The 25562-nt window shown below is 68.9% G+C and carries 24 protein-coding genes; 14 read left to right on the top strand and 10 right to left on the bottom strand.

Annotated elements, in window-relative coordinates:
* Positions 1–101: 101 nt before the first annotated feature.
* Positions 102–1664: a class I adenylate-forming enzyme family protein gene (locus tag KEC55_RS13485; protein WP_282505840.1), complete on the top strand. Its 1563-nt coding sequence runs from the start codon at positions 102–104 to the stop codon at positions 1662–1664.
* 37 nt (positions 1665–1701) lie between these two features.
* On the opposite strand, the gene xerD is transcribed toward KEC55_RS13485, so the two are convergent.
* The 3 genes from xerD to queG form a co-directional block, all read right to left on the bottom strand.
* Positions 1702–2652 (bottom strand): site-specific tyrosine recombinase XerD, encoded by a 951-nt coding sequence (gene xerD, locus KEC55_RS13490; protein WP_282505841.1) that lies wholly within the window; start codon positions 2650–2652, stop codon positions 1702–1704.
* On the bottom strand, positions 2652–3119 hold the full coding sequence (locus KEC55_RS13495; protein WP_176051655.1) for a methylated-DNA--[protein]-cysteine S-methyltransferase: 468 nt from the start codon (positions 3117–3119) through the stop codon (positions 2652–2654). The genes xerD and KEC55_RS13495 overlap by 1 nt, the downstream gene beginning before the upstream one ends.
* 63 nt (positions 3120–3182) lie before the next feature.
* Positions 3183–4418 carry a tRNA epoxyqueuosine(34) reductase QueG gene (gene queG / locus KEC55_RS13500; protein WP_282505842.1) on the bottom strand — a complete coding sequence of 412 codons (1236 nt, stop codon included), beginning with the start codon at positions 4416–4418 and terminating at the stop codon, positions 3183–3185.
* A 17-nt stretch (positions 4419–4435) separates the two neighbouring features.
* Between queG and tsaE the strand changes: the two genes are divergently transcribed.
* Positions 4436–4990, top strand: a complete 555-nt coding sequence (gene tsaE / locus KEC55_RS13505; RefSeq protein ID WP_176051653.1) for a tRNA (adenosine(37)-N6)-threonylcarbamoyltransferase complex ATPase subunit type 1 TsaE — start codon at positions 4436–4438, stop codon at positions 4988–4990.
* Positions 4972–6504 (top strand): N-acetylmuramoyl-L-alanine amidase, encoded by a 1533-nt coding sequence (locus KEC55_RS13510; RefSeq protein ID WP_282505843.1) that lies wholly within the window; start codon positions 4972–4974, stop codon positions 6502–6504. The genes tsaE and KEC55_RS13510 overlap by 19 nt, the downstream gene beginning before the upstream one ends.
* Positions 6505–6549: 45 nt before the next feature.
* Here the strand turns inward: KEC55_RS13510 and KEC55_RS13515 are convergent, their stop codons facing one another.
* Positions 6550–7428 carry an EamA family transporter gene (locus KEC55_RS13515; protein WP_282507527.1) on the bottom strand — a complete coding sequence of 293 codons (879 nt, stop codon included), beginning with the start codon at positions 7426–7428 and terminating at the stop codon, positions 6550–6552.
* 230 nt (positions 7429–7658) lie between these two features.
* On the opposite strand from KEC55_RS13515, the gene KEC55_RS13520 reads away from it, so the two are divergent.
* Positions 7659–8540, top strand: coding sequence for a pirin family protein (locus KEC55_RS13520; RefSeq protein WP_282505844.1), 882 nt, complete (start codon positions 7659–7661; stop codon positions 8538–8540).
* A gap of 52 nt (positions 8541–8592) precedes the next feature.
* The gene (gene trxA, locus KEC55_RS13525; protein WP_176051650.1) at positions 8593–9441 is read left to right on the top strand and encodes a thioredoxin; all 849 of its coding nucleotides are present in this window, start codon (positions 8593–8595) and stop codon (positions 9439–9441) included.
* Between the two features lie 103 nt (positions 9442–9544).
* Here the strand turns inward: trxA and tcdA are convergent, their stop codons facing one another.
* Positions 9545–10402, bottom strand: coding sequence for a tRNA cyclic N6-threonylcarbamoyladenosine(37) synthase TcdA (gene tcdA / locus KEC55_RS13530; protein WP_282505845.1), 858 nt, complete (start codon positions 10400–10402; stop codon positions 9545–9547).
* A 128-nt stretch (positions 10403–10530) separates the two neighbouring features.
* Between tcdA and pdxH the strand changes: the two genes are divergently transcribed.
* The 3 genes from pdxH to KEC55_RS13545 all read left to right on the top strand — a co-directional run bounded on the left by pdxH (position 10531) and on the right by KEC55_RS13545 (position 13842).
* Complete coding sequence (gene pdxH, locus KEC55_RS13535) at positions 10531–11175, top strand: pyridoxamine 5'-phosphate oxidase (protein ID WP_176051648.1); 645 nt, start codon at positions 10531–10533, stop codon at positions 11173–11175.
* A gap of 121 nt (positions 11176–11296) precedes the next feature.
* Positions 11297–12517 (top strand): SAM-dependent methyltransferase, encoded by a 1221-nt coding sequence (locus tag KEC55_RS13540; protein ID WP_282505846.1) that lies wholly within the window; start codon positions 11297–11299, stop codon positions 12515–12517.
* A gap of 23 nt (positions 12518–12540) precedes the next feature.
* Complete coding sequence (locus tag KEC55_RS13545; RefSeq protein WP_282505847.1) at positions 12541–13842, top strand: DUF72 domain-containing protein; 1302 nt, start codon at positions 12541–12543, stop codon at positions 13840–13842.
* A 34-nt stretch (positions 13843–13876) separates the two neighbouring features.
* Here KEC55_RS13545 and msrA read toward each other — a convergent pair whose 3' ends face one another.
* Positions 13877–14437: a peptide-methionine (S)-S-oxide reductase MsrA gene (msrA, locus tag KEC55_RS13550; protein WP_282505848.1), complete on the bottom strand. Its 561-nt coding sequence runs from the start codon at positions 14435–14437 to the stop codon at positions 13877–13879.
* 588 nt (positions 14438–15025) lie between these two features.
* Between msrA and KEC55_RS13555 the strand changes: the two genes are divergently transcribed.
* The 3 genes from KEC55_RS13555 to KEC55_RS13565 all read left to right on the top strand — a co-directional run bounded on the left by KEC55_RS13555 (position 15026) and on the right by KEC55_RS13565 (position 17906).
* Positions 15026–16432, top strand: coding sequence for a selenium-binding protein SBP56-related protein (locus tag KEC55_RS13555; RefSeq protein ID WP_282505849.1), 1407 nt, complete (start codon positions 15026–15028; stop codon positions 16430–16432).
* Positions 16429–17094 (top strand): hypothetical protein, encoded by a 666-nt coding sequence (locus tag KEC55_RS13560; RefSeq protein ID WP_282505850.1) that lies wholly within the window; start codon positions 16429–16431, stop codon positions 17092–17094. Before KEC55_RS13555 ends, KEC55_RS13560 begins: the two co-directional genes overlap by 4 nt.
* A 302-nt stretch (positions 17095–17396) precedes the next feature.
* Entirely contained in the window at positions 17397–17906 is a 510-nt protein-coding gene (locus KEC55_RS13565) for a flavin reductase family protein (protein ID WP_282505851.1), read from the top strand.
* Here KEC55_RS13565 and KEC55_RS13570 read toward each other — a convergent pair.
* On the bottom strand, positions 17893–18393 hold the full coding sequence (locus KEC55_RS13570; protein WP_006477992.1) for an Lrp/AsnC family transcriptional regulator: 501 nt from the start codon (positions 18391–18393) through the stop codon (positions 17893–17895). The two genes, KEC55_RS13565 and KEC55_RS13570, sit on opposite strands and share 14 nt — an antisense overlap.
* Before the next feature lie 130 nt (positions 18394–18523).
* On the opposite strand from KEC55_RS13570, the gene kynB reads away from it, so the two are divergent.
* The 3 genes from kynB to kynA all read left to right on the top strand — a co-directional run bounded on the left by kynB (position 18524) and on the right by kynA (position 21457).
* Complete coding sequence (gene kynB / locus KEC55_RS13575; protein ID WP_282505852.1) at positions 18524–19165, top strand: arylformamidase; 642 nt, start codon at positions 18524–18526, stop codon at positions 19163–19165.
* 25 nt (positions 19166–19190) lie between these two features.
* A complete protein-coding gene (gene kynU / locus KEC55_RS13580; RefSeq protein ID WP_432625573.1) occupies positions 19191–20444 on the top strand; it encodes a kynureninase in 1254 nt (417 codons plus the stop codon).
* 89 nt (positions 20445–20533) lie between these two features.
* Positions 20534–21457 carry a tryptophan 2,3-dioxygenase gene (gene kynA, locus KEC55_RS13585; protein WP_282507529.1) on the top strand — a complete coding sequence of 308 codons (924 nt, stop codon included), beginning with the start codon at positions 20534–20536 and terminating at the stop codon, positions 21455–21457.
* A 20-nt stretch (positions 21458–21477) separates the two neighbouring features.
* Here kynA and KEC55_RS13590 read toward each other — a convergent pair whose 3' ends face one another.
* The 3 genes from KEC55_RS13590 to KEC55_RS13600 form a co-directional block, all read right to left on the bottom strand.
* The gene (locus KEC55_RS13590) at positions 21478–22875 is read right to left on the bottom strand and encodes an MFS transporter (protein WP_282505853.1); all 1398 of its coding nucleotides are present in this window, start codon (positions 22873–22875) and stop codon (positions 21478–21480) included.
* 258 nt (positions 22876–23133) lie between these two features.
* Positions 23134–24078 (bottom strand): ketopantoate reductase family protein, encoded by a 945-nt coding sequence (locus KEC55_RS13595; RefSeq protein ID WP_282505854.1) that lies wholly within the window; start codon positions 24076–24078, stop codon positions 23134–23136.
* 14 nt (positions 24079–24092) lie between these two features.
* Positions 24093–25544: an aldehyde dehydrogenase gene (locus KEC55_RS13600; RefSeq protein ID WP_282505855.1), complete on the bottom strand. Its 1452-nt coding sequence runs from the start codon at positions 25542–25544 to the stop codon at positions 24093–24095.
* Positions 25545–25562: the final 18 nt, after the last annotated feature.

Here is a 25562-nt window from a genome sequence, read left to right on the forward strand (position 1 = left end):
TCGCGAAGTGCTATTGCCCGATTGGCCGATTGTGGCGCGTGCGCCGTCGTGGCACGATCGTTCGCAAACATCGTCAAGCCGCCCCCTTTTCTGGAGACGCCATGCCCTCGTCCATCCGTTCATCCGAGCCGCTCGACGTCGACGCCCTGCTCGCCGCGTTGCCGCGCCGTATCGCCGACGTGCCCGCGCGCTGGGCCGCGCAGGCGCCCGCGCATCCGGCGCTGATCGAAGATGCGCGCCGCCTGTCGTACGGCGAGCTGGCGCAGGCCGTCGATGCGGCGGCCGCGCGGCTCGCGAGCCTCGGCGTACAGGGCGGCGACCGCGTGATGATCGTCGCGGAAAACTGCGTCGCGCAGATCGTGCTGCTGTTCGCGGTCGCCCGTCTCGACGCGTGGGCGCTCGTGTCGAACGCACGGCTGTCGGCCGGCGAACTCGATGCGATTACCGCGCACGCGCGCCCGAAGCTGGTCGCATTCGCGACGGACGCATCGCCCGACGCACGGGCACATGCCGCGCGGCTCGGCGCGACGCCCGCCAGCGCGCTGCCGGTCGAGATCGGCGCGTGGTCGTATCGCGTCGACGCGAGCGCGCCCGCCGAACCGGTCGCGGCCGACGGCGCCGCGCAATGTGCGGCGCTGATCTACACGACCGGCACGACAGGTACGCCGAAAGGCGTGATGCTGTCGCACCGCAACCTGCTGTTCATCGCCGCAACGTCGAGCACGCTGCGCCGTGTGTCGCCCGACGACGTCGTCTACACGGTGCTGCCCGTGTCGCACGTGTACGGGCTCGCGTCGGTCTGCCTCGGCAGCCTGTACGCCGGCGCGACGCTGCGGCTCGCGCCGCGCTTCTCGCCGGAAGCCGTGCGAGTCGCGCTCGCCGACGAAGGCGTGACGATCTTCCAGGGCGTGCCCGCGATGCACGCGAAGCTGCTCGAACACCTGCACACGCACGGCCACGCATGGCACGCGCCGCGCCTGCGCTTCGCGTATTCGGGCGGCTCGCCGCTCGACGCGAACCTGAAGGCGCGCGTCGAGCGCCAGTACGGCGTGCCGTTGCACAACGGTTACGGGATGACCGAAAGCAGCCCGACGATCACGCAGACGCCGCTCGACGCGCCGCGTGACGACAGTTCGGTCGGCGTGCCGATTCCGGGCGTCGAGATACGGATCGTCGCGCCGGACGGCACCGACGTGCCATCGGGCGAAGTCGGCGAGATCCGCGTGCGCGGGCCGAACGTGATGCTCGGCTACTACCGCAACGCGGACGCGACGCGCGCGGCCGTGTCGCCGGACGGCTGGCTGAGCACCGGCGATCTCGCGCGACAGGAGGCCGATGGCGCGGTGACGATCGCGGGCCGCAGCAAGGAGCTGATCATCCGGTCGGGCTTCAACGTGTATCCGGTCGAAGTCGAGCAGGTGCTGAACGCGCATCCGGACGTCGTGCAGGCGGCCGTGATCGGGCGCGCGGTCGAAGGCAACGAGGAAGTGCTCGCGTTCGTCGAGCTGGCGCCCGGTGCGACGGCGGACGAAGCCGCACTGCACGCGTGGTGCGCGGAACGGCTCACGCCTTACAAGCGCCCTGCGCACATCCGCGTGCTCGACGCGCTGCCGGCCGCATCGACCGGCAAGGTGCTGAAGCACAAGCTGCATGACCTGGTCTGACACCGGCCGGCGCGCACGGCGGCACGCACCGGGCGGGCTAGCCGCGCGGATGGTGCTGCGCGTGCAGCGTCTTCAGCCGCTCGCGCGCGACATGCGTGTAGATCTGCGTAGTCGAGATGTCGCTGTGGCCGAGCAGCATCTGCACGACGCGCAGGTCGGCGCCGTGGTTCAGCAGGTGCGTCGCGAACGCATGCCGCAGCGTGTGCGGCGACAGGTGCGCGCGCACGTCGGCCTGCTGCGCGTGACGCTTGATGATGTTCCAGAACTGCTGGCGCGTCATCCCGTCGCCGCGCGCGGTCACGAACAGCGCATCGGCCGCGCGCGCACCGAGCAGCGCCGGCCGCGCGTCGCGCAGGTAGCGCTCGATCCAGCCGTGCGCGACTTCGCCGAACGGCACGAGCCGCTCCTTCGAACCCTTGCCCATCACGCGCACGACGCCTTCGTTCAGGCCGACCTCGACCGTCTTCAGCGTCACGAGCTCGCTCACGCGCAGCCCGCTCGCATACATCAGTTCGAGCATCGTGCGATCACGCAGTCCGAGTGGCGTACCGACGTCGGGCGCGCCGAGCAGCGCCTCGACCTGCGCCTCGGACAACGTCGACGGAAACCGCGCCGCCTGTTTCGCGGACGTGATCCGCAGCGTCGGGTCGGCGCTCACGCGATGCTCGCGCACGGCCCAGCCGTAGTAGCGACGGAACACCGACAGCCGCCGGTTCGACGACGTCGCCTTGCCGTCGCTGCGCGCGGCGATGTAGCCCGTCACCATCGCCTCGTCGGCCACATCGAGCGGCGCGTCGTGCGTCTCGGCCAGCCATTGGGAAAACAGCACCAGATCGCGCCGGTATGCGTCGAGCGTGTTGCGCGCGAGCCCGTGCTCCAGCCACAGCGCATCGCAGAACACGTCGATCGACGCGCGGCTCGCGAGCAGCGCGGGCGAGGCCGCGGCGGCATCGCCGTCGGCTTCGGGGGTCATCAATGGTTCACTCATCAGTACGGCACGCCTTCGTGCGCCAGCAGCCAGCGCTTCACTTTCTGGTAATAGCCGTTGTCGTCGTGGTTCGCGAAGCCGCCGAGGCCGCCCGCCGCAACGACGCGATGGCATGGAATCACGAGCGGGAAATAGTTCGCGCCGCATGCCTGCCCAACCGCGCGCGGCGCACTGCCGATTCGCTTCGCGACCTGGCCGTAGGTCAGCACGGTGCCGGGCGGGATATCGCTGATCACGTCCCACACGCGGTGCTGGAACGCGCTGCCGACTTCGGCGAGCGGCAGGTCGAAGCGCGCCGACGCGCGCTCGAAATAACGTTCGATCTGCTTGACCGCGCGCTTCGCGAGCGGCGAATCCGGATCGACCGACTTCACCGATTCGGGCAGATAGACGATCTCGCGCACCACCGCGGCGTCCGTGCGGACGCCGACCTTGCCGAACGGCGCGTCGATGACTGCGTTGAACATTGTCTTCTCCTGACCGATGTATGCGTGCTCACTGCCGCGCGCCGACGACACTTTACGCCGCCTTCACGCGGCACGCAGCGCCCATTCGACATGCTCGCGCACGACCGGCGACGGATCGTCGGCCCGCGCGCGCAACGCGGCGACGATCGCGTCGCGCGCCGGCGGCGCGAGCCGGTCTGAATCCGCGCGCAGCGCATTGCCAAGCCCGACCGCGAGATTGCGCAGCCAGCTTTCATAGCCGATGCGCCGGATCGCGCTGCCCTGCATCCGCGTATCGAACATGTCGGCGTCCCACGCAAACAGCTCGACGAGCGTCGCGCGGTCGAGGCCATGCCGCACGTCGAAATCGGCGACGGGGGCGGCCTGTGCGAACTTGTTCCACGGGCACACGAGCTGGCAGTCGTCGCAGCCGTACACGCGATTGCCGATCATCGGCCGCAATGCTTCGGGGATGCTGCCTTTCAGTTCGATCGTGAGGTACGAGATGCAGCGGCGCGCGTCGACGCGGTACGGCTCGACGATCGCGCCGGTCGGGCACGCGTCGATGCAGCGCGTGCAACTGCCGCAGTGCGCGCCCGGCGTCTCGGGTGCGGTATCGGGCGACGTGTGCGCGTCGGTCGGCAGCGGCAGGTCGACATAGATCTCGCCGAGGAAGAACAGCGAGCCGGCATCGCGCTGCAACAGCAGCGTGTGCTTGCCGCGCCAGCCGACACCGGCCTTCTGCGCGAGCTCGACCTCGAGCACCGGCGCCGAATCGGTGAACACACGGTAGCCGAACGCGCCGATCTCGCGCTCGATGCGCTCCGCGAGCGTCTGCAGCCGGTTGCGCAGCACCTTGTGATAGTCGCGGCCGCGTGCATAGATCGACACGACGGCCGCCTGCGGATCGTCGAGCCGCGCCCGTTCGCGCGCGCGCCAGTCGTGCGGTGCGAGCGCGCCGGGCTCGCCGCCGGGCGCGTCGCCAGCGACCGTCTGGGCCGGCAAATAGGCGAGCCGCACGGAAATCACACGTCGCGTACCGGCCACAAGTTCGGCCGGGCGCGCGCGTTTCATCCCATGTTTCGCCATATAATCCATTTCGCCGTGGTATCCGGCTTCCAGCCAGGCGGCGAGGCCTGCTTCGGCATCCGAGAGATCGGTATCGCTGATGCCGATCGCCCCGAAACCCAATTCGCGCCCCCACGCCCTGATGCGAGCGGCGAGCGCGGTCAACGCCGCATCATCGAGCGCGCACGGCGTCGCGCCTTCGGCCTGAGTCGAAGGTCTGTCGGATGCGGCGAGTTCCGGTAATCGGTTCATCGCACTATTTTACGAGAATGCCAGCCACGTCCAGCCAATCGCCTCATGCCGCCATGCTGCCCGCCCCGTCCGCGGAGCGCGTGATCGCGCTCGCCGACGAAGCGGCGACCGAGGCCTTCGGCACCCGCTTCGCGCACGCGCTCGACGCGGCGCGCATCGAACTCACCCGTGCGCATGCGTTCGACGGGCTGCAGATCCAGCTGGTCGGCGATCTCGGTGCGGGCAAGACGTCCCTCGTGCGCGCGATCCTGCGCGGCCTCGGCCACCAGGGCCGCGTGCGCAGCCCGACCTATACGCTCGTCGAGCCGTACGCGCTCGAACGCAGCGATGGGGAACTCGAGGTCTATCACTTCGATCTGTATCGATTCAACGATCCGGCCGAATGGTCCGATGCAGGCTTTCGCGAATATTTCAATTCCAGCGCGATCTGCCTCGTCGAATGGCCGCAACAGGCGGGCGCCCTGCTCGGCGTGCCCGATCTGGTTTTCTCGCTCGACGTGGATGGCGACGGCCGCGCCCTCACCGTCCGGGCGTATAGCGCTTCAGGAAAGGCATGTCTCGAAAGATGTTGATCAAACCGTTCCGCTCGATCGAATCGGCGGCCACCGCGACGCACAACTGGCGGCGCCGCCAGATCCTGTGCGCGGGTGCGTCGACGCTGGTGCTCGGTCTCGTCGCGCCGCGGCTCGCACACGCGTCGTCGGTGCTCGGCGTGCGCGTGTGGCCCGCGCGCGATTACACGCGCGTCACGATCGAATCCGACCAGCCACTGCAGAATAGCCAACAACTGCTGCAGGGTCCCGACCGTCTCGTCGTCGACCTGACCGGCCTCGATCTCGACCAGGCGCTGCGCGACCTCGTGTCGAAGATCGCGCCGAACGACCCGCAGATCCAGTCGGTGCGCGTCGGCCAGTATCAGCCGCACGTCGTGCGGATGGTGTTCGACCTGAAAGGCTCGGTGAAGCCGCAGGTGTTCACGCTGCCGCCGGTCGGCACCTACAAGTACCGGCTCGTGTTCGACCTGTATCCGGCCGTCGCGCCCGATCCGCTGTCCGACCTGATCGCGCAGACGGAACGCAAGGAGCAGGCGCTCAACGATACGGCGCGCGCGCAGCAGATGCAGCCGCCGACCACGCTGGCCGGCCCGGGCACGCCCCCGGTGCCGCCGGCCGGCGGCGACAACAGCGACGCGTTCTTCCAGCGCTTCGCGCAGAACACGCCGGCCACGCCGCACACGCCGCCGGCTGCCGGCACGCCTTCGACGCCCGCGAAGCCGGCCGTCAAGCCGCCGCCCGTCATCGCGCGCCGCGACGACAGCGACGACGACGGCGACACCTACAAGTTCACCGCGCCGAAATCCGGCAAGGGCGGCACGGTACGCCTGCTGACGGTCGCGATCGATCCGGGCCACGGCGGCGAGGATCCGGGCGCGATCGGCGGCGGCGGCACGTACGAGAAGCACATCGCGCTCGACATCGCGAAGAAGCTGCGCGCAAAGATCGACGGCGCGCCGAACATGCGCGCGATGATGACGCGCGACGCGGACTTCTTCGTGCCGCTGAACGTACGCGTGCAGAAGGCGCGCCGCGTGGGCGCGGATCTCTTCGTGTCGATCCACGCGGACGCGTTCACGACGCCGTCCGCGCGCGGCTCGTCCGTGTTCGCGCTGTCGGATCACGGCGCGACGAGCGCCGCGGCGCGCTGGATGGCGAACAAGGAGAATTCGTCGGACCTGATCGGCGGCATCAACATCAAGACGGCGGACGCGGCCGTGAACCGCGCGCTGTTCGACATGTCGACGACCGCGCAGATCCGCGATTCGCTGCGCTACGGCAATTACGTGCTGAAGGAAGTCGGCGGCATCAACAAGCTGCACAAGGGCTCGGTCGAGCAGGCCGGGTTCGCGGTGCTGAAGGCGCCCGACATTCCGTCGATCCTCGTCGAGACCGCGTTCATCAGCAACCCGGAAGAAGAGAGCCGGCTGAACGACGACAGCTATCGCGACCAGATGGCCGACGCGATCTTCCGCGGCATCAAGCGCTACTTCGCCGCAAATCCGCCGCTCGCGAAGAACCGGATGGCCTGACGGCCAGCCCTGCCCCGCCGCCGGCACGCACCGCGTGCCGGCGCGTCACGATGCCGCGAAGCGGCTCAGCACTTTCCCGCCGAACACGTTCACCGCGAGCCCGCCCATCACGAGCGCGGTGCCGATCAGCTGCGTTTGCGTCAGGTGTTCGTCGAGCAGCAGCGCCGACGACGCGAGCCCGACGACCGGCACCAGCAGCGAGAACTGCGCGACCTGCGCGGCCGGGTAGCGCGACAGCAGGCGGCTCCACAGCCCGTAGCCGAGCAGCGTCGCGACGAACGCGAGATAGACGACCGCGAAGATCGACGCGCCGTTGAGCCCGGCGAGCGCGGTCGCGATCCGCTGCGGCCCTTCGAACCACAGCGACAGCAGGAAGAACGGCACGGGCGGCACGAGGCTCGCCCACACGACGAGCGACACGAGGTTCGCTTTCCCGACCTTCTTCGTGACGATATTGCCGAACGCCCACATCGCGGCCGAGCAGATCGTCAGCAGGAAGCCCGCGAGCGTCATCGCGCGACCGCCCTGTGCCGCGATCACGACGAGGCCGCCCGCGGCGATCGCGAGCCCGATCAGGTTCTGCACGCGCAGCCGCTCGCCAAGGAACAGCATCGCGAACACGAGCGTGAAGAATGCTTGCGACTGCAGCACGAGCGACGCGAGCCCGGCCGGCATGCCGACGTACATCCCGGTGAACAGGAACACGAACTGGCCGAGCTGGATCGTCGCGCCGTACAGCACCAGCAGGCGCCACGGAATCTGCGGCCGGCGCACGAAGAACACCGCGGGCACGGCTGCGAGCGTGAAGCGCAGCGCGCCGAGCAGCATCGGCGGCATCCCGTGCAGGCCGACCTTGATCACGACGAAGTTCACGCCCCACGCCAGGATCACGACCAGCGCGAGCAGCAAGTCCTTCGGGGCCATCATCGGTGTCTCCTCGATTCGAATCGTTTTTGCAAAGCCCCCCACCCTGTCGCTTCGCGCCAGCCCCCCGAGAGGGTCAGGAAAACTTGGGGCGGCCCGGCGCTTTCCTGAGAAGCGCGTCAGTCTACCGGGTTTCGCCGTGTGCCCCGATACCCGCGCGGCGCGCATGGAATCGACGGCGGGCGGCCAGTACAATGACCGGCATCCCCCGCCGCCCCACAGGAGCCGCCATGACCGACTCGATCAAAGCCCTGCTGAAGCCGCACGTGCGCGACATCGGCAACCTGCAGGTGCGCCGCACGCTGCCCGCACTCGCCGCGCGCCTCGTCGGCCCGTTCATCTTCTTCGATCACATGGGTCCCGCCATGCTGCCGGCCGGCACGGGGCTCGACGTGCGCCCGCATCCGCACATCGGGCTCGCGACCGTCACCTATCTGTTCGACGGCGCGATCCTGCACCGCGACAGCCTCGGCTCGCTGCAGGCAATCGTGCCAGGCGACGTGAACTGGATGACGGCCGGCCGCGGGATCGTCCACTCCGAACGCACGCCCGACGCGCAGCGCGCCAACGGTCACACCGTGCACGGGATCCAGACCTGGGTCGCGCTGCCGCAAGCGCACGAGACGATCGAGCCGTCGTTCGAGCACCATCCGGCCGACACGCTGCCGAAGCGCGACGAAGACGGCGTATCGCTGACGGTGATCGCCGGCGACGCGTTCGGGCTGCGCTCACCCGTCACGACATTCTCGCGCACGCTGTATGTCGCGGCCGAATTCGCGGCCGGTGGCCGTCTCGAACTTGACGCATCGCACGAGGAGCGCGCGGTCTACGTGGTCGACGGCGAGCTCGCGATCGACGGCACGCCGGTGCCGGCCGAACGGATGGCCGTGCTCGCGCCGGGCGCAACGGTCACGCTGACGAGCGGCAGCGGCGCGCGCGCGATGCTGCTCGGCGGCGACAAGATCGACGGCGAACGCTTCATCGAATGGAATTTCGTCGCCAGCAGCCGCGAGGCGATCGAGCGCGCGAAAGCGGCGTGGACGCGCCAGGAAATGGGCAAGGTGCCGGGCGAGACCGAGTGGATTCCGCTGCCCGAGTCGAAGCCGCGTTGAAAAAAGGGGGCGCCGCCCTCATCCTGACGATATTCGAACCGAAGAGAACGACATGGACACCACGCTTGCCACTTTCGAGAACGACGTCATCGAGGCGTCGCTGGACACGCCCGTGCTGGTCGACTTCTGGGCGCCGTGGTGCGGCCCCTGCAAGACGCTCGGCCCGTTGCTGGAAAAGCTCGAAGCCGACTACGAAGGCCGCTGGAAGCTCGTGAAAGTCAACGTCGACGAGAACCAGGAGCTGGCCGCGCACTTCCAGACGCGCAGCATCCCGCACGTGATCGCGTTCGCCGACGGCCGCCCGGTCGACCAGTTCGTCGGCGTGCTGCCCGAAGGCCAGTTGCGCGCGTTCCTCGACCGGCTGCTGCCGGCCCCCGAGGAAGCCGAGCGCCGCGCCGCGCAATACGCGATGGCCGAGCAGCGCTACGACGATGCGCTCACGCACCTGGAAGCAGCGCTCGCGCTGAACCCGGGCTTCGACGACGCGCGCCTCGACCTGATCGAACTGCTGCTCGCGAGCAACCAGGTCGACGCCGCGCGCGCCGAGACCGAACGCCTGTCGCCGCAGACCGTGCAGAACGGCGACCCGCGCTACCAGGCGATCAAGACGCGTTTCGACGCACTCGAAGCCACGGCCGACCTGCCGCCGACCGACGCGCTCGAAGCACGCATCGCGGCAAACCCGGCCGATCTCGACGCGCGCTTCGACCTCGCGCAGAGCCTGATCGCGCGGCGTGCGTACGAAGGCGCGGTGGAGCAATTGCTGGAAATCGTCACGCGCGACCGCGCGTACGGCGATGATCTCGGCCGCCGCACGTTGATCTCGGTGTTCGAGCTGGCGGGCGATCGCCCGGACCTCGTCGCCGGGTGGCGACGCAAGCTGAGCATGGCGCTCAACTGACGCCCGGCATGCCGGGCCGCAACGGCCCGGCCGGATCGCCGTCTCGCTCGCGGCGCACTACCCGCGCCGCAGCATCATCCCTTTGCGCCCGCGCGTCGCGGGCTCAGCCGGCAGCCTGCGCCGCGATCGCGCGCAGCGCATGCGCGGCGGCCGCGAACCCGAAGCTCGCGGTCACACACACGCTCGAACCGAATCCCGCACAGTTGAGCCCCGCGACATGCGCGGCCGCGGACGGCTCCGCACCGTCCTCGAGGTCGCACGCGGCGGCTTCCGGATAGATCAGCGGCTCGTCCGAATACACGGCGCTGACCTTGAAACGCGCCTTCGGCCCGCGCGGAAAGCCGTGCTGCTTGCGCAACTGCGCGCGCACCTTCGACAGCAGCGGATCCTGGATCGTCAGCGCGAGATCGTCGATGCGGATGCGCGTCGGATCGAGCTGCCCGCCCGCGCCGCCGACGACAATCAGCGGCTGCCGCTTCGCGACGCACCACGCGATCAGCGCGACCTTCGTGCGCACGCTGTCGATCGCGTCGATCACGTAGTCGAAGCCGCCGCCGAGCAGCGCGTCGAAGTTGTCGGGCTCGACGAAATCCTCGATCCGGTTCACGCGGCACGCGGGATCGATCTGCGCGATCCGCTCGGCCATCGCGTCGACCTTCGGCTTGCCGAAATTGCCGTCGAGCGCATGGATCTGCCGGTTCGTATTGCTTTCCGCGACGTTGTCGAGATCGATCAGCGTGAGCGTGCCGACCGCGTTGCGCGCAAGCGCCTCGGCCACCCACGACCCGACGCCGCCGATCCCGATCACCGCGACGTGCGCACGCTCGAACGCGGCGGCGGCCGGCGCGCCGTACAGGCGCGCGACGCCGCCGAAACGCCGCGCTCGATCCACGTCAAGCTGGATTTCCGGGGTCGGGGTAAGATCAGAGGAACTGGGCGGGGCGGTGTCGGCGGCAGACATGGCAGCAAGGAAATCGTAAGTCGTGCAGCCCTCTATTTTGCCTGAACTCCCCGCTCGCACGCGCCACTGTGCACACACGTTTCTCACGCGTTGGCTACAATGGTTCCAGATTGAAGCGTTTGCATAACATGACGACTCTCGCCGATCTCCGCATCAACTATTCACGTGCTTCGCTCGACGAAGCCGATGTCGCTCACGACCCCCTCGCCCAGTTCGATCGCTGGTTCAAGGAGGCGCTCGCCGCCAAACTGCCCGAGCCGAACACGATGACGCTCGCGACCGTCGGCGACGACGGCCGGCCGTCGGCACGCATCGTGCTCATCAAGGGCGTCGACGAACGCGGGTTCGTCTTCTTCACCAATTACGAAAGCCGCAAGGGGCACGATCTCGCCGTGCATCCGCAAGCCGCGCTGCTGTTCTACTGGATCGAGCTCGAGCGCCAGGTGCGCATCGAAGGCCGGATCGAGAAAACCAGCGCCGAGGAAAGCGACCGCTATTTCGCGTCGCGCCCGCTCGGTTCGCGCATCGGCGCATGGGCGTCGGACCAGAGCGCCGTGATCGACAGCCGCGCGACGCTCGAAGCGCGCGAAAAGGCCATCAGCGAACGCTACGGCGACAACCCGCCGCGCCCGCCGCACTGGGGCGGCTACCGCCTCGTGCCCGACTCGATCGAGTTCTGGCAAGGGCGCCCGTCGCGACTGCACGACCGCCTGCTCTACACGCGCGACGCCACAGCGTCGCCGGGCTGGACGATCTCGCGCCTGTCGCCGTAAGCGCGGCGCCGGCGCACGCCGGTCGTGTCTCGTGTTGCATCCGGGCGCCCGCCTCGCAAGCGGCGGGCGCCGGTCAAGATACTTGGCTGTATTCGATTCAACGAACAAACGGAGAATCCAAATGTTCTGGGAAAAGAAGCTGGCACAGTGGGCGGACGAAGTACGGGCGAAAGCGAACATACCGGCGCGCCTCGTTCTGTGGAACGGCGATCAACTCGATTTCGGCACCTTCAGCGCACCGCAGGTCACGCTGAAGGTGAACAGCGCGTCGGCGCTGCCGCTCTTGCTCGAACCGAGCCTCGACAATCTTGGCGAGGCGTACGTGAAGGGCAAGATCGACATCGAGGGCAAGCTGTCGGACATCATCAACATCGGCTACTCGCTCGCCCGCAGCACCGTGACGAGCGCGAGCAAGCTCGCGCGCGTGAAGCGCTACTTCAATCACTCGAAGAGCACCGACAAGAAGGCGATCCAGTATCACTACGACGTCTCGAACGAGTTCTACCGGCTGTGGCTCGACGAGAACATGGTGTACTCGTGTGCGTACTTCGAGAACGGCGACGAGGATCTCGCCACCGCGCAGATCAAGAAGATCGATCACATCCTGACGAAGATCCAGCTCGAGCCCGGCCAGCGCCTGCTCGACATCGGCTGCGGCTGGGGTGCGCTCGTGCTGCGCGCCGCGCAGAAGTTCGGCGCGACGTGTCTCGGCGTGACGCTGTCGCAGAACCAGTTCGACCTTGCGACCGCGCGCGTGAAGGCCGCGGGGCTCGAGGACAGGATCGAGATCCGCCTGCAGGACTACCGCGAGATCGATGGCCAGTTCGACCGTATCACGAGCGTCGGGATGTTCGAGCACGTCGGCCGCAAGAACCTGCCGCTCTACTTCTCGCGCGTGCGTGACCTGCTCGCCGACGACGGCATCGCGATGAACCACGGAATCACGTCGACCGACGCCGAAAGCGGCGAGACGGCGCTCGGCGGCGGCGAATTCATCGACCGCTACGTGTTCCCGGACGGCGAGCTGCCGCACATCAGCCTCGCGCTCGAAGCGGCGCAGCGCGGCGGACTCGAGGCGGTTGACGTCGAAAGCCTGCGGCGGCACTATGCGCGCACGCTCGAGATCTGGACGGAAAACTTCGAGGCCAAGGCCGACCAGGCCAAAGCTCTCGTCGACGACGAAAAATTCCGCATCTGGCGCGTGTATCTTGCCGGCTGCGCGTATGCATTCGAGCACGACGACGTGTCGATCTTCCAGATCGTGTGCCGCAAGGCCGGACGCAGCGCGAAAACGCTGCCGTGGTCGCGGCGCTATATGTACGAACACGCGCTGCCGCGCTAGGCGGCGCATCACGCTGGGCATGCATGGGTGACGGCAGGACGCGGCGCAAGGCGCCGCCGGAACGACAGCAGCGCGACGACGCGGACCCGTCGCACGCCGACGGGCAATTCGACCTGTTCGGCGTGCCGGCGGAAGCTGCACGCGCGTCGCCTGCTCCGGCGGACGACGGCCGCCCCGCCAGCACCGATGAACACGTGACGCCGCACGCGCCGGATGGCGCGCCGCCGGCACCGCCCGCCCCTATCCCCACCCGCGCTGCCGACGACGATCCGGCGCCTTCCTCGGGCCTGCTGTGGGACGAACCGTCGCCGCCTGCCACGCCGCCGAAAAAAGGCCGGCGCAAGCGCGGCGTGCTGCCTGCACCGATTGCAGCCGACGTCGCCGACGCCGCGGCCGGCCTGCCGCCGAACGTCCGGCTCGGCACGTCGTCGTGGTATTTCCCCGGCTGGAACGGCATCGTCTACGACGGCGATTTCGCGCAGACGAAGCTGTCGCGCGAAGGGCTCGAGGCGTACGGCGCGCATCCGCTCCTGAAGAGCGTGAGCCTCGACCGGTCGTTCTACGGCCCGCTGTCGGTTGCCGACTACCTGCGCTACGCGCAGCAGGTGCCCGACGATTTCCGTTTCGTCGTGAAGGCGCCGGCATCGGTGACCGATGCGGTGATCCGCGGCCGGCGCGGCGAGCCGTCGGGGCCGAACCCGACCTTCCTCGACGCGCAGCTCGCGACCCGCGAATTCGTGCAGCCGTGCCTCGAAGGGCTCGGCCGGAAAGCCGGCGTGCTCGTGTTCCAGTTCTCGCCGCTGCCCGACCCGTTGCTTGCCGAGCCGGCCGCGCTGATCGACCGGCTGACCGCGTTCTTCGCGGCACTGCCGCCGCTCGCGCCCGACGCCGACGGCACGCGCTACGCGATCGAGATCCGCGACGCGAGCCTGCTCACGCCGCGCTTCATCCGCGCGCTCGCGGCGCTCGGCGTGCGCTACTGCGTCGGCCTGCATGCGCGAATGCCCGACCCGCTGCGCCAGGCCGCCGCGCTCGCGCTGCTCGACGGCGACGCACCGGGCCCGCTGATCGTGCGCTGGAGCCTGCACGGCGGCTTCAAGTACGAACAGGCGAAAGCGAAATACGAGCCGTTCGACAAGCTCGTCGACGAGGATCCTGCCACGCGCTCGGCGCTCGCCGAACTGGCCGCGCGCTATGCGCTGGCCGGACAGCCGGTGATCATCACGATCAACAACAAGGCGGAAGGCTCCGCGCCGCTGTCGTGCATCGCGCTCGCGCGCGAGATCGCCGCCGCGTGCGCGCAATGGCGCAACGAGGCGGCCTGACGCCTGTTTCCGCCGGCTTGCGCCGGGCGCGCGCTTACGCGCCGCGCAGCGATTTCAGCCGGTGCGAGAACTTCTGCCGGAATTTCGCGAGCTTCGGCCCGATCACGACCGAGCAGTAGCCCTGCCCGGGGTTCCGCGCGTAATAGTTCTGGTGATAGTCCTCGGCCGGCCAGTAGTTGCCGTCGAGCGGCACGACCTGCGTGACGATCGGCTGCCCGAACACCTGCTCGCGCTCAAGCTCGCGGATCACGTCGAGCGCCGTGTCGCGCTGCGCATCCGAATGCGTGAACACGACCGACCGGTACTGCGTGCCGACGTCGTTGCCCTGCCGGTTCAGCTGGGTCGGATCGTGCGTCGCGAAGAAGATCTCGAGGATCTCGCGATAGCCGATGCGCGCCGGATCGAACGTCACGTTGACGACTTCCGCGTGGCCCGTGTCGCCCTCGCAGATGTCGCGGTAGCCGGGATTGCGCGTATGGCCGCCCGCATAGCCCGACTGGGCAGCCGTCACGCCGTCGACGTCGAGAAACACGGCCTCCGTGCACCAGAAACACCCGCCTCCCAAAGTCGCGGTTTCAAGCATCTCGTTCCCCATGAATTCTGACCCTCGTTGATGACGGCAGCGGCACGCCGGTGCCGCCTGCCATCGTTCCATCCCGCCGCTGCGCGCCCGTGGTACGGGACGCAGCGGCACTCCGGCAAGTATCTCACTCGCGCGCGAACCTGGCAGATTGCACAGGTGCCGCGTGCGGCTCGCCGCGCGTTTCTCGTCTACACTTAGGCACGCGCAAGCGGCGGCAAACCCGTCGCCGTGCGCACCGCGTCCGAAGCATGCCCGACCCTGATGCAAACATCATCCGCCGGAACATCGCTATGCATGCCTTAACAGAATTCGCCCGCGTCACCTGCCCGGCCGCTGCCGCCTCGCGGCTCGCCGCTTCAGCTGCTTCATCACGTTGCCGCGCATCCGTCCCGCCCCCGGCGCGGCGATCCGGCCCATCGCCTTTACCCGCTTCCCCCGTTTTCACGATCTGATGCACGACGCCGCGCGTGGCACCGACACGTGCGTCCGCCTGCCGATCGCACCCGCCGGCACGATGCGCGCCGCGCGGCCATCCCGACCCGCACGCCCGCAACGAACGGCCGTGCGTTCACGATCCGAATCCATCGAGAGGGCATCACCATGAGCATGCGGCCTGACCCGACGTTTCACGCTTCACCCGAGCTTGCGATGCAGGCGCCAGCGGAAGAATTTGCCTATACGTTGTTGCTGAGCCCCGATTTTTCCAGACCCGACGCGCTCGCCGTGATCGACGTGAAGCCCGGTTCGCCGACCTACGGAAAAATCGTGCATACGGTGACGATGCCGAACACCGGCGACGAGTTTCACCACTTCGGCTGGAATGCGTGTTCGTCGTCGCTGTCGCCGCTGACCGGCCATGCGTTCCTCGAACGCCGCTTCCTGATCATCCCCGGCCTGCGCTCGTCGCGCATCTACGTGATCGACACGAAGCCGCACCCGACGCAGGCGCGCATCCACAAGATCATCGAACCCGACGAGATCTTCGCGAAGACCGGCTATTCGCGCCCGCACACCGTGCACTGCGGCCCCGAGGGCATCTACGTGAGCACGCTTGGAGGCGCGGGCAAGGACGGCACCGACGGCGCGCCCGGCATCTTCATCATGGATTGCGAGACGTTCGACGTGCTCGGCCGCTGGGAGATCGACCGCGGCTCGCAGGACAAGCACTACGACTTCTGGTGGAACCTGCCGCGCGACTACATGGTGTCGAGCGAATGGGCGCTGCCGCCGCAATTCGAGAACGGCATCGTCCCCGAAGACCTGCTCGCGAACAAGTACGGGCACCGGCTGCATTTCTGGGACCTGCGCGCGCGGCGCAACGTGCAGACGGTCGATCTCGGCGCGCAACACCAGATGGCGCTCGAGGTGCGGCCCGCGCATGACCCGGCGCGCGAATACGGGTTCGTCGGCGTCGTGGTCGACACGACGAATCTCGAAGGCTCGATCTGGACCTGGTGGCGCGAAGACGGCAAGTTCCATGTGAAGAAGACCGCGACGATCCCGCCCGAACCGGCCGCGGCCGACGAGCTGCCGCCGCTGCTGAAAGGGTTCGGCGCGGTGCCGCCGCTCGTGACCGACATCGACCTGTCGCTCGACGACCGCTTCCTCTACGTGTCGTGCTGGGGCACCGGCGAGATGCGCCAGTACGACGTGTCGGATCCGATGAATCCGGTGCTCGCGGGGTCGGTCCGCATCGGCGGCATCGTGCGGCGTGCGCCGCACTCGAACGGCCGCGCATTCGCGGGCGGCCCGCAGATGGTCGAGATCAGCCGCGACGGCCGGCGCGTGTACTGGACCAACTCGCTGTATTCGACGTGGGACGACCAGTTCTATCCCGACGGCGTGCCGGGCGCGCAGGTGCTCGCGCATGCGGGGCCGGAAGGCGGGCTGACGCTCGCAGACGATTACTGGGTCGAGTTCCCGGACGGCTATCGCGCGCACCAGATCCGGCTCGAAGGCGGCGACTGCTCGACCGACTCGTTCTGCTATCCGTCGGTCAGGCGTTGAGCACCGGCCTGCACGCGCAGGCCGCCCTGTGGGTGGCCGTGCTCGCGAGCGGCGTCTATCACGGGCTCAATCCCGCGATGGGCTGGCCGCTCGCGGTGTCGAACGCGCTGATGACGCGCCGCGGCACGGCGCTCGTCGCGGCGCTCGGCTATCTCGCGCTCGGCCATGCGCTCGCGGTGTTCGCCGTGATGCTGCCGTTCGGGCTGCTCGCCGCGCTGCTCGCGTGGCAGTCGGCGATCCGGATCGGCGCGAGCGCACTCGTGATCGGCTTCGGCGCCGTGCTGCTGATCCGGCGCCGGCATCCGCGTGCGCTCGCGCGGATCCCGCCGGCGCGGCTCGGCCTGTGGTCGTTCGCGGTCGCGATCGCGCACGGCGCGGGGCTGATGCTGGTGCCGGTCTACCTCGGGCTATGCGGGCTCGACCGCGACGCCGGCCACCGCGCGGCGGCCATGCTCGTCGATGCGCATCTCGGGATGGCGCTCGTCGTCGCGGCCGTGCACGCGGCCGCGATGATCGCCGCCGGCGGCGGGCTCGCGTGGCTCGTGTACCGCTATCTCGGGTTGAAGTTCGTGTCGCGGAGCTGGTTCAATCTCGATGCGGTGTGGGCATCGAGCCTGATCGTGACGGGCGCGTTGTCGCTCGGACTGGCGGCGGCGCGATAGCGCGGGGATCGACAGCAGATGGGGCGTGGCGGCGCAGGGATGAGCGGCGGCGCCGCACTAAAAACGCGACAGAACGGCCGGGGCGGCCACGCCAAGTGGCACATCCGGCAGCGCGCAGCAGTGTTCGCTACGCCACCCTGCCCCCGCAATGCGCCGTCCGGCCGGGCTCGACCGCCCCGATTCCGCTAAAATCGGGCCATGCGCACCCCTTCCCAATCGACCGCCTTGTCGCCTTTCGTCCGCCGTGCCCGCCCCACCCGCGTCGCGCCGCGCCTGCCCGTCTCGTTCCGGATGGTGGCCCGATGAGCCGCGCCAACCCGCCGGATTTCGACGCGGCCGCCTTCCGGCAAGCACTCGGCCAGTTCGCGACGGGCGTGACGGTGATCACGACGCGCGCGCCGTCCGGGCAGCTGATCGGCATTACCGCCAGCTCGTTCAACTCGGTTTCGCTCGACCCGCCGCTCGTGCTGTGGAGCCTCGCGCACAAATCGGCTTCGACGCCCGTGTTCCGCGGCAACAGCCACTACGTGGTGAACGTGCTCGCGGCCTCGCAGCTCGACCTGTGCAAGCGCTTCTCGACCTTCAAGGGCGACCGCTTCGAAGGAATCGCGCATGCGGCCGGCAACTCGGGGATGCCCGTGCTCGACGGCGCGCTCGCGTGGTTCGAATGCCACAACCGCAGCCGCTACGATGAAGGCGACCACGTGATCTTCGTCGGCGAAGTCGAACGCTGCGGCGTACGCGCGGTATCGGACACGGCCCCGCCGCTCGTCTTCCACGGCGGCGGCTTCCACGGCCTTACACCGCTTTGATCGCCCCCGTGCGCGCCAGCCCGACCGGCGCGCCGGCTTCATCCTTCAGCGTCTGCAGCACGATGTTCGAACGGATGTCCATCACGCCCGGCGCCTTGTAGAGCCGGTTCAGCACGAAATCCGAATAGTGCTTGAGGTTGTGCGCGAGCACGCGCAGCAGATAGTGGCTCTCGCCCGTCACGACGAACGCGCCGACCACCTCCGGCCATTCGCGCAGCGCTTCCGCGAAGCGCTCGTGCCATTGATTCTCTTCGTTGCGCATCGACACCTGCACGAATGCCTCGAGCTCGAAGCCGAGCTTCTCGCGGCTCAGGCACGCGCGATAGTGCTCGATCACGCCCTGCTCCTCGAGCAGGCGCATGCGGCGCAGGCAGGCGGATGGCGAAAGCGAAATCCGTTCCGCCAGGTCGAGATTGCTGATTCTGCCCTCCTCCTGCAGTACCGCCAGAATCCGGCAGTCGGTGGCATCGAGCGTGATCGCGTGCATTTATGGTCCCCGTTTTCCCTCTGAGTCGAATTATCTGCCAATCCGGTGGATTGTCCATGTTTATTTCGCAAGCACTTTCTGCGAGCGTCCACCTATCATTCGAAGGATCGACTCACCGATTCGTCATGCCATGGACACACTCTGGGACATCTCGCCGCCTGTCAGCCCCGCCACCCCCGTGTGGCCGGGCGATACGCCGGTTTCCGTCGAACGCGTGTGGCGGATGGAGGCCGGCTCGCCGGTCAACGTCGCGCGCCTGACGCTGTCGCCACACACCGGCGCGCACTGCGACGCGCCACTGCATTACGACGCCGACGGTGCACCGATCGGCGCCGTGCCGCTCGATACCTATCTCGGCCCGTGCCGCGTGATCCATTGCATCGGCGCATCGCCCGTGGTGCAGCCGGCCGACATCGCGGCCTCGCTCGACGGCGTGCCGCCGCGTGTGCTGCTGCGCACCTATGCGCGCGCCAGCGTCGAGCAGTGGGACAGCCATTTCTGCGCGGTCGCGCCCGACACCGTCGACCTGCTCGCCGCCCGCGGCGTAAAGCTGATCGGCATCGATACGCCGTCGCTCGATCCGCAGGAATCGAAGACGATGGATGCACATCACCGCGTGCGCGCGCACCGGATGGCGATCCTCGAAGGCATCGTGCTCGACGACGTGCCACCCGGCGACTACGAACTGATCGCACTGCCGCTGAAGTTCGCGACGCTCGACGCGAGCCCCGTGCGCGCGGTGCTGCGCGCGCTGCCCGCGCGTGCTTCCTGATTACCCCGACCAACGACCCCACATCATGATCAAGACCCGTGAAGACGCGCTCGCACTCGACCGCGACGACCCGCTTGCCCCGCTGCGCGACCAGTTCTCGCTGCCCGACGGCGTGATCTACCTCGACGGCAACTCGCTCGGCGCGCAGCCGAGCGCATCGGCCGCGCGCGCGCAGCAGGTGATTAGCGCCGAATGGGGCGAAGGCCTGATCCGCAGCTGGAACACGGCCGGCTGGTTCGCACTGCCGCGCCGCCTCGGCGACAAGCTCGCGACGCTGATCGGCGGTGCGCCCGGCGAAACGGTCGTCACCGATACCATCTCGATCAACCTGTTCAAGCTGCTGTCGGCCATGCTGCGCCACCAGGCCGAGCGCGCACCGGAGCGCCGCGTGATCGTGTCGGAACGCTCGAATTTCCCGACCGACCTGTATATCGCGCAAGGGCTGATCGAACAGCTCGGCGGCGACTACGAGCTGCGCCTGATCGACGATCCGGCCGACCTGCCGGCCGCGCTCGGCGCGGACACGGCCGTCGCGATGATCACGCACGTGAACTACCGCACCGGCTACATGCACGACATGCCGGCCGTCACGCAGCTCGTGCACGACTCGGGCGCGCTGATGCTGTGGGATCTCGCGCACTCGGCCGGCGCGGTGCCGGTCGACCTGAACGGCGCGCGCGCCGACGGCGCGGTCGGCTGCACGTACAAGTACCTGAACGGCGGCCCCGGCTCGCCCGCGTTCGTGTGGGTGCCGCAGCGCCATCTCGCACATTTCTCGCAGCCGCTGTCGGGCTGGTGGGGCCACCGCGCGCCGTTCGCGATGCAGCCGGCCTTCGCGCCCGATCCGGGCATCGCACGCTTCCTGTGCGGCACGCAGCCGATCGTGTCGATGTCGATGGTCGAATGCGGGCTCGACGTGTTCCTGCAGACCGACATGCACGCAATCCGCCGCAAGTCGCTCGCGCTGACCGATGCGTTCATCGCGCTCGTCGAAGCGCGCTGCGCAGGCTTGTCGCTGAAGCTCGTCACGCCGCGCGCGCATCACCAGCGCGGCTCGCAGGCGAGCTTCGAGCATCCGCACGGCTACGAAGTGATGCAGGCGCTGATCGCGCGCGGCGTGATCGGCGACTACCGCGAGCCGTACGTGCTGCGCTTCGGCTTCACGCCGCTTTATACGCGCTTCGCCGACGTGTGGGATGCCGTCGAGACGCTGCGCGACATCCTCGCCACCGACGCGTGGAAGGCGCCCGAGTTCGCCGAACGCGGCGCGGTGACCTGACCGGCCTTGCCCGGCGCGCGCCGCGGTCACGCGGATCGCGCGCCGCGCCCCGTCATTCAAATCTGGAGATAGTCGTGAATTCTGGTCATATGCAGCCACCCGGCGGCGACGCGCCGGCGGGCTGCCCGTTCTCGGGCGCACGCGCCGCACAACCGGCGCAGGCCGCGCACGAAGCGCCGCACGTGCCCGGCGATGCCGGCTGGCACAACGCGCAACTCGATTTCTCGAAGTCGATGAGCTACGGCGACTACCTGTCGCTGAATTCGATCCTCGATGCGCAGCATCCGCTGTCGCCCGATCACAACGAGATGCTGTTCATCATCCAGCATCAGACGAGCGAGCTGTGGATGAAGCTCGCGCTGTTCGAACTGCGCGGCGCACTCGACGCGGTGCGCACCGACGCGCTGCCGCCCGCATTCAAGATGCTCGCGCGCGTGTCGCGCATCCTCGAGCAGCTGGTGCAGGCGTGGAGCGTGCTGTCGACGATGACGCCGTCCGAATACTCGGCGATGCGCCCGTATCTCGGCCAGTCGTCGGGCTTCCAGTCGTACCAGTATCGTCAGCTCGAATTCCTGCTCGGCAACAAGAACGTTCAGATGCTGCAGCCGCACGCGCACCGGCCCGACATCCTCGAACAGGTGCGCGCGACGCTCGAGGCGCCGTCGTTCTACGACGAAGTCGTGCGGCTGCTCGCGCGGCGCGGGTTCCCGATCGCGCCGGAACGGCTCGATCGCGACTGGACGCAGCCGACGCGACACGACGAGACGGTCGAAGCCGCATGGCTCGAGGTGTATCGCCACCCGCAGCAGCACTGGGAGCTGTACGAGATGGCCGAGGAACTCGTCGACCTCGAAGACGCGTTCCGCCAGTGGCGCTTCCGTCACGTGACGACCGTCGAGCGCATCATCGGCTTCAAGCAGGGCACCGGCGGCACGAGCGGCGCGCCGTACCTGCGCAAGATGCTCGACGTCGTGCTGTTCCCCGAGCTCTGGCACGTGCGCACCACGCTGTAACGCACGTCATGCGCCCGCCGTCACGACGACGTGCGGGCCAGCTCTTCCCCTTCGCGCGGCTGCGCTGCCGCACGTGAAAGCCGCGGGATATGCCGTCGCACGACGAGCAGCGCGACGCAGACAACGCCCATCGCGATCGCCAGCATCGTCAGATAGGCCGTGGCGCCGCCCGTCGTGATCACGATCGCGCCCGCGAACGCGCTGAGGATCGCGCCGAGCCGGCCGAACGCGAGCGCGCTCGCGGTGCCCGTCGCGCGCACGGCGGTCGGATAGATGTACGCGCAGAGCGCATACATCGTCGACTGCACCGCGTTGACGAACAGCCCGTGCAGGCCGAGCCCGACGATCAGCCAGCCCGTGTGGCGGCTCGCATCGACGCCCATCAGCCACACCGCACTCACCGCACCGCCGATGCTGCATAGCGCGAGCGGCCAGCGCGACCCGGCATGCGCGATCGCCCATGCGCACAGCAGCGCGCCGATCACGCCGCCGAGGTTGTACGCGGTAAGCCCCGCCCCCGCGACCGACACGCTCAACCCGCTCGCCGCGAGCATCGTCGGCAGCCAGCTGAACGCCGCATACACGGCCAGCAGGCACATGAAGAACGCGCACCACAGCGCGATCGTGTCGCGCGCCTGACCGCGCTCGAACAGCGCGCCGAAGCCGCCGCGGCCACCTGCCGCGCGTGCATCCTTCATGTCGGTAAATGCCGTGCCCGGCGCGACGGGCCGCTCCATCCGCGCGAGCAGCGCGCCGAGTTCCGGCCAGCGCGCGGGACGCCGCGCGAGATAGCGCGGCGATTCCGGCAGCGCGCGCACGAGCAAGAAGCCGAGCACGAGCGGCAGCGCGCCGCCCGCGAAGAAGAGCCCGCGCCAGCCGTAACGCGGCAGCACCTCGTGCGCGAACAGGCCGGCCAGCATCCCGCCGAGCGGCACGCAGACGATCGTCGCCGTCACCATCATCGTGCGGCGCCGGGCCGGCGTGTATTCGGCCGTCATCGTCGTGGCCGTCGGCAGCGCGCCGCCGATCCCGAGCCCCGCGAAAAAGCGCAGTATCGCGATTGCCGCGACGTCGGGCGCGAAGCCGATCCCGCAGGTCGCGATACCGAACAGGAACACGCTGCCGATCACGGCCTGGCGGCGGCCGAAGCGGTCCGCGACGATTCCCGCGCACGCGCTGCCGATGCCCATGCCGATCAGACCGGCCGCGACGGCCGGCGCGAACGCGCCGCGCGTGATGCCCCATTCGCGGATCAGCACCGGAATCGCGAAACCGATCAACTGGCCGTCGAAGCCGTCGAGCACGATCGCGAGCGCGGCGAGCAGCACCACATAGCGCTGCATCGTCGTGAACGGCCCGTCGTCGAGCGTCGTGCCGATGTCGACCGACGGCGGCGGCACTCCGTCACGCGTGCTCATGCGGCCTCCCGTGCGCCGCGCGGCGGCGGCAACGTGCGCGAACCGCGCGCGGCAAGACAACGGCATTCGATGGCTTTCATGGCGTCTCCAGTTGTCCGGGCTGGTGCGCAAGCGCGTGCCCGGATCGCTTGATGCGCGGCCGCCGGCGTCGATGCGCCGGTGCCCGCACGGTGTCCCATCCGTGACAATCCGGCGCCATCGCCCGTCCGTCGTGCGCGCGTCTCGTCATGCGGCGCCAGCCGGCCGCCGGCCTGATGCTCAGTCCTTCCGCGCGTCGATCAGCCGGACGAGCGCGAGCATCGTCTCGGTATGCGGCACCGCGACGCCCGTTTCGCGCGCGGCTGCGACGACCTTGCCGCTGATCGCGTCGATTTCCGTGCGGCGACCCGCGAGCACGTCCTGCAGCATCGACGGACGATGGCCGCGATGTTCGCGGATCGCATGTTCGACGTTGCGCGCAATGCGTTCTTCATCGACCGCGATGCCCTTCGCACGGGCGACGGCAGCCGTCTCGGCAGCAATCGCGAGCGCGAGCCGCGGCCCGTCGTGATGATTGCCGAGCTGGTCGACCGCGCAGCCCGTCACCGCGCACAGCGTGTTGAGCGCCGCGTTGAACGCGACCTTTTCCCATATCGCGGCCCACACGTCGGCATCGAGCGTGCACGCGAGCCCCGCGTGCGACAGCGCGTCGGCCACGGCCGTCGCGAACGGGCGCGCCGCGCCGTCGGCCGTCATCATGCGGATCGTGCCCGCACCGTGCGAGCGCACGTGCGCAGGCCCGGCCGCATCGGCCGGCCACGTCGTCACGCCGACCAGGATGCGCTCGAGCGGCACGAACGCATTCAGCGCCTCGACATTGCCGAGCCCGTTCTGCAGCGTCAGCACGCAGGTGTTCGGTGACAGCAGCGCACGCACGCCGTCGAGCGCGTTACGCGTATGCAGCGACTTCGTGAAAACGATCAGCAGGTCGAACGGTGTGTCGGGCAAGGCAAGCGCATCTGAATTCGCCACTTCCGGCCGCACGGCCTGCAATGTGCGGATGCGCCGTTCGCCGCGGTCGTCGTCGATGCGCAGCCCGTCGCGGCGGATCGCGTCGAGATGCGCGTCGTTCACGTCGATCAGCGTGACGGCTTCGCCGCTTTCGGCCAGTAGCCCGCCGAACAGCGAGCCCATCGCGCCCGCTCCCAGAATCGCGATCCTCATCGTCGATGGCCTCGTCAGAACGGGTAGTGGCGCGGTGCGGTCTGCACGGTGATCCAGCGCAAGTCCGTGAACGCAGCGATGCCGGCCTTTCCGCCGAAGTGGCCGAAGCCGCTGTCCTTCACGCCGCCGAACGGCATCTGCGCCTCGTCGTGCACGGTGGGGCCATTCACGTGGCAGATGCCCGATTCGACGCGCGACGCGACGCGCAGCGCACGCGCGACGTCACGGCTGAACACGGCCGACGACAGCCCGAACGCGTTGTCGTTCGCGCAGCGGATCGCGGCTTCTTCGCCGTCGACGCGTACGATGCCCTTCACCGGGCCGAACGATTCTTCCGCGTAAATGCGCATCGCAGGCGTCACATGGTCGAGCAGCGTCGCCGGAAACAGCGTGCTGTCGGCCTTGCCGCCGCACAGCAGCGTTGCGCCGTGCGCGAGTGCATCGTCGATCAACGCGTTGCAGCGATCGACGGCTTTCATGTCGATCAGCGAACCGAGCACGACGGGCCCGTTGCGCGGGTCGCCGAGCGGCAGCGACGCGGCCTTGTCGGCGAGCTTCGCGGCGAATGCATCGGCAATCGATGCGTCGACAATGATGCGCTCGGTCGACATGCAGATCTGCCCGGAATTCGCGAATGCGCCGAACGCGGCGGCCGCGACGGCCGCGTCGAGATCGGCATCGTCGAGCACGACGAACGGCGCCTTGCCGCCGAGCTCCAGCACCGACGGTTTCAGGTGGCGCGCGCAGGCCTCCGCGACGATCCGGCCGACCCGCGTCGAGCCCGTGAAATTCGCGCGGCGCACGGCCGGATGCGCGATCAGCGCATCGACGACGGCGCCCGCATCCTCCGGCGCATTCGTCACGAAGTTGACGACGCCCGGCGGCAGCCCGGCCTCCTGCAGCGCCTCGACGATCAGCCCGTGCGTGACCGGGCACAGCTCCGAGCCCTTCAGCACGACCGTGTTGCCGCACGCGAGCGGCAGCGCGAGCGCGCGTGTCGCGAGGATCACCGGCGCATTCCACGGCGCGATGCCGAGCACGACGCCGGCCGGCTGCCGCACGCCCATCGCGAGCGAGCCCGGCACGTCCGACGGAATCAGTTCGCCGCCGACCTGCGTGGTCAGCGACGCGGCCTCGACGAGCCCGCTCGCGGCGAGGTGCACGTTGAAGCCTGCCCATAGCGCCGACGCGCCCGTCTCGGCCGCCATCGCCGCGACGAACTGCTCGTGTTTCGCTTCGACCGCGGCGGCCGCCTTCAGCAGCAGCGCGCGGCGCGCGCCGGGACCGAGCGCGGCCCATTCGGGGAACGCACGGGCGGCCGCATCGGCTGCGGCGCGCGCATCGTCGACGGTACACGCGGGCGCTTCGGACGCAATTTCGCCGTCGAGCGGGTTACGGCGCACGAAGGTCGCGCCGCTGGACGAATGGCGGCGTTCGCCGCCGATCAGCATCGATACGGTTTGCATGGATTCTCCGGAAAGACG

The sequence above is a fragment of the Burkholderia cepacia genome (assembly GCF_029962485.1).
Lineage (GTDB): Bacteria > Pseudomonadota > Gammaproteobacteria > Burkholderiales > Burkholderiaceae > Burkholderia.

Bases quoted from the DNA above. Each gene is read 5' to 3' on its own strand.
- trxA (WP_176051650.1), top strand. From the start codon at position 8,593: ATGGACACCACGCTTGCCACTTTCGAGAACGACGTCATCGAGGCGTCG.
- msrA (WP_282505848.1), bottom strand. From the start codon at position 14,437: ATGGGGAACGAGATGCTTGAAACCGCGACTTTGGGAGGCGGGTGTTTC.
- kynU (WP_432625573.1), top strand. From the start codon at position 19,191: ATGATCAAGACCCGTGAAGACGCGCTCGCACTCGACCGCGACGACCCG.
- KEC55_RS13515 (WP_282507527.1), bottom strand. From the start codon at position 7,428: ATGGCCCCGAAGGACTTGCTGCTCGCGCTGGTCGTGATCCTGGCGTGG.
- KEC55_RS13510 (WP_282505843.1), top strand. From the start codon at position 4,972: ATGTCTCGAAAGATGTTGATCAAACCGTTCCGCTCGATCGAATCGGCG.
- KEC55_RS13540 (WP_282505846.1), top strand. From the start codon at position 11,297: ATGTTCTGGGAAAAGAAGCTGGCACAGTGGGCGGACGAAGTACGGGCG.
- KEC55_RS13520 (WP_282505844.1), top strand. From the start codon at position 7,659: ATGACCGACTCGATCAAAGCCCTGCTGAAGCCGCACGTGCGCGACATC.
- queG (WP_282505842.1), bottom strand. From the start codon at position 4,418: ATGAACCGATTACCGGAACTCGCCGCATCCGACAGACCTTCGACTCAG.
- KEC55_RS13545 (WP_282505847.1), top strand. From the start codon at position 12,541: ATGGGTGACGGCAGGACGCGGCGCAAGGCGCCGCCGGAACGACAGCAG.
- KEC55_RS13600 (WP_282505855.1), bottom strand. From the start codon at position 25,544: ATGCAAACCGTATCGATGCTGATCGGCGGCGAACGCCGCCATTCGTCC.
- tsaE (WP_176051653.1), top strand. From the start codon at position 4,436: ATGCCAGCCACGTCCAGCCAATCGCCTCATGCCGCCATGCTGCCCGCC.
- tcdA (WP_282505845.1), bottom strand. From the start codon at position 10,402: ATGTCTGCCGCCGACACCGCCCCGCCCAGTTCCTCTGATCTTACCCCG.
- KEC55_RS13565 (WP_282505851.1), top strand. From the start codon at position 17,397: ATGAGCCGCGCCAACCCGCCGGATTTCGACGCGGCCGCCTTCCGGCAA.
- KEC55_RS13570 (WP_006477992.1), bottom strand. From the start codon at position 18,393: ATGCACGCGATCACGCTCGATGCCACCGACTGCCGGATTCTGGCGGTA.
- kynB (WP_282505852.1), top strand. From the start codon at position 18,524: ATGGACACACTCTGGGACATCTCGCCGCCTGTCAGCCCCGCCACCCCC.
- KEC55_RS13595 (WP_282505854.1), bottom strand. From the start codon at position 24,078: ATGAGGATCGCGATTCTGGGAGCGGGCGCGATGGGCTCGCTGTTCGGC.
- KEC55_RS13495 (WP_176051655.1), bottom strand. From the start codon at position 3,119: ATGTTCAACGCAGTCATCGACGCGCCGTTCGGCAAGGTCGGCGTCCGC.
- KEC55_RS13485 (WP_282505840.1), top strand. From the start codon at position 102: ATGCCCTCGTCCATCCGTTCATCCGAGCCGCTCGACGTCGACGCCCTG.
- pdxH (WP_176051648.1), top strand. From the start codon at position 10,531: ATGACGACTCTCGCCGATCTCCGCATCAACTATTCACGTGCTTCGCTC.
- KEC55_RS13555 (WP_282505849.1), top strand. From the start codon at position 15,026: ATGAGCATGCGGCCTGACCCGACGTTTCACGCTTCACCCGAGCTTGCG.
- KEC55_RS13590 (WP_282505853.1), bottom strand. From the start codon at position 22,875: ATGAGCACGCGTGACGGAGTGCCGCCGCCGTCGGTCGACATCGGCACG.
- xerD (WP_282505841.1), bottom strand. From the start codon at position 2,652: ATGAGTGAACCATTGATGACCCCCGAAGCCGACGGCGATGCCGCCGCG.
- kynA (WP_282507529.1), top strand. From the start codon at position 20,534: ATGCAGCCACCCGGCGGCGACGCGCCGGCGGGCTGCCCGTTCTCGGGC.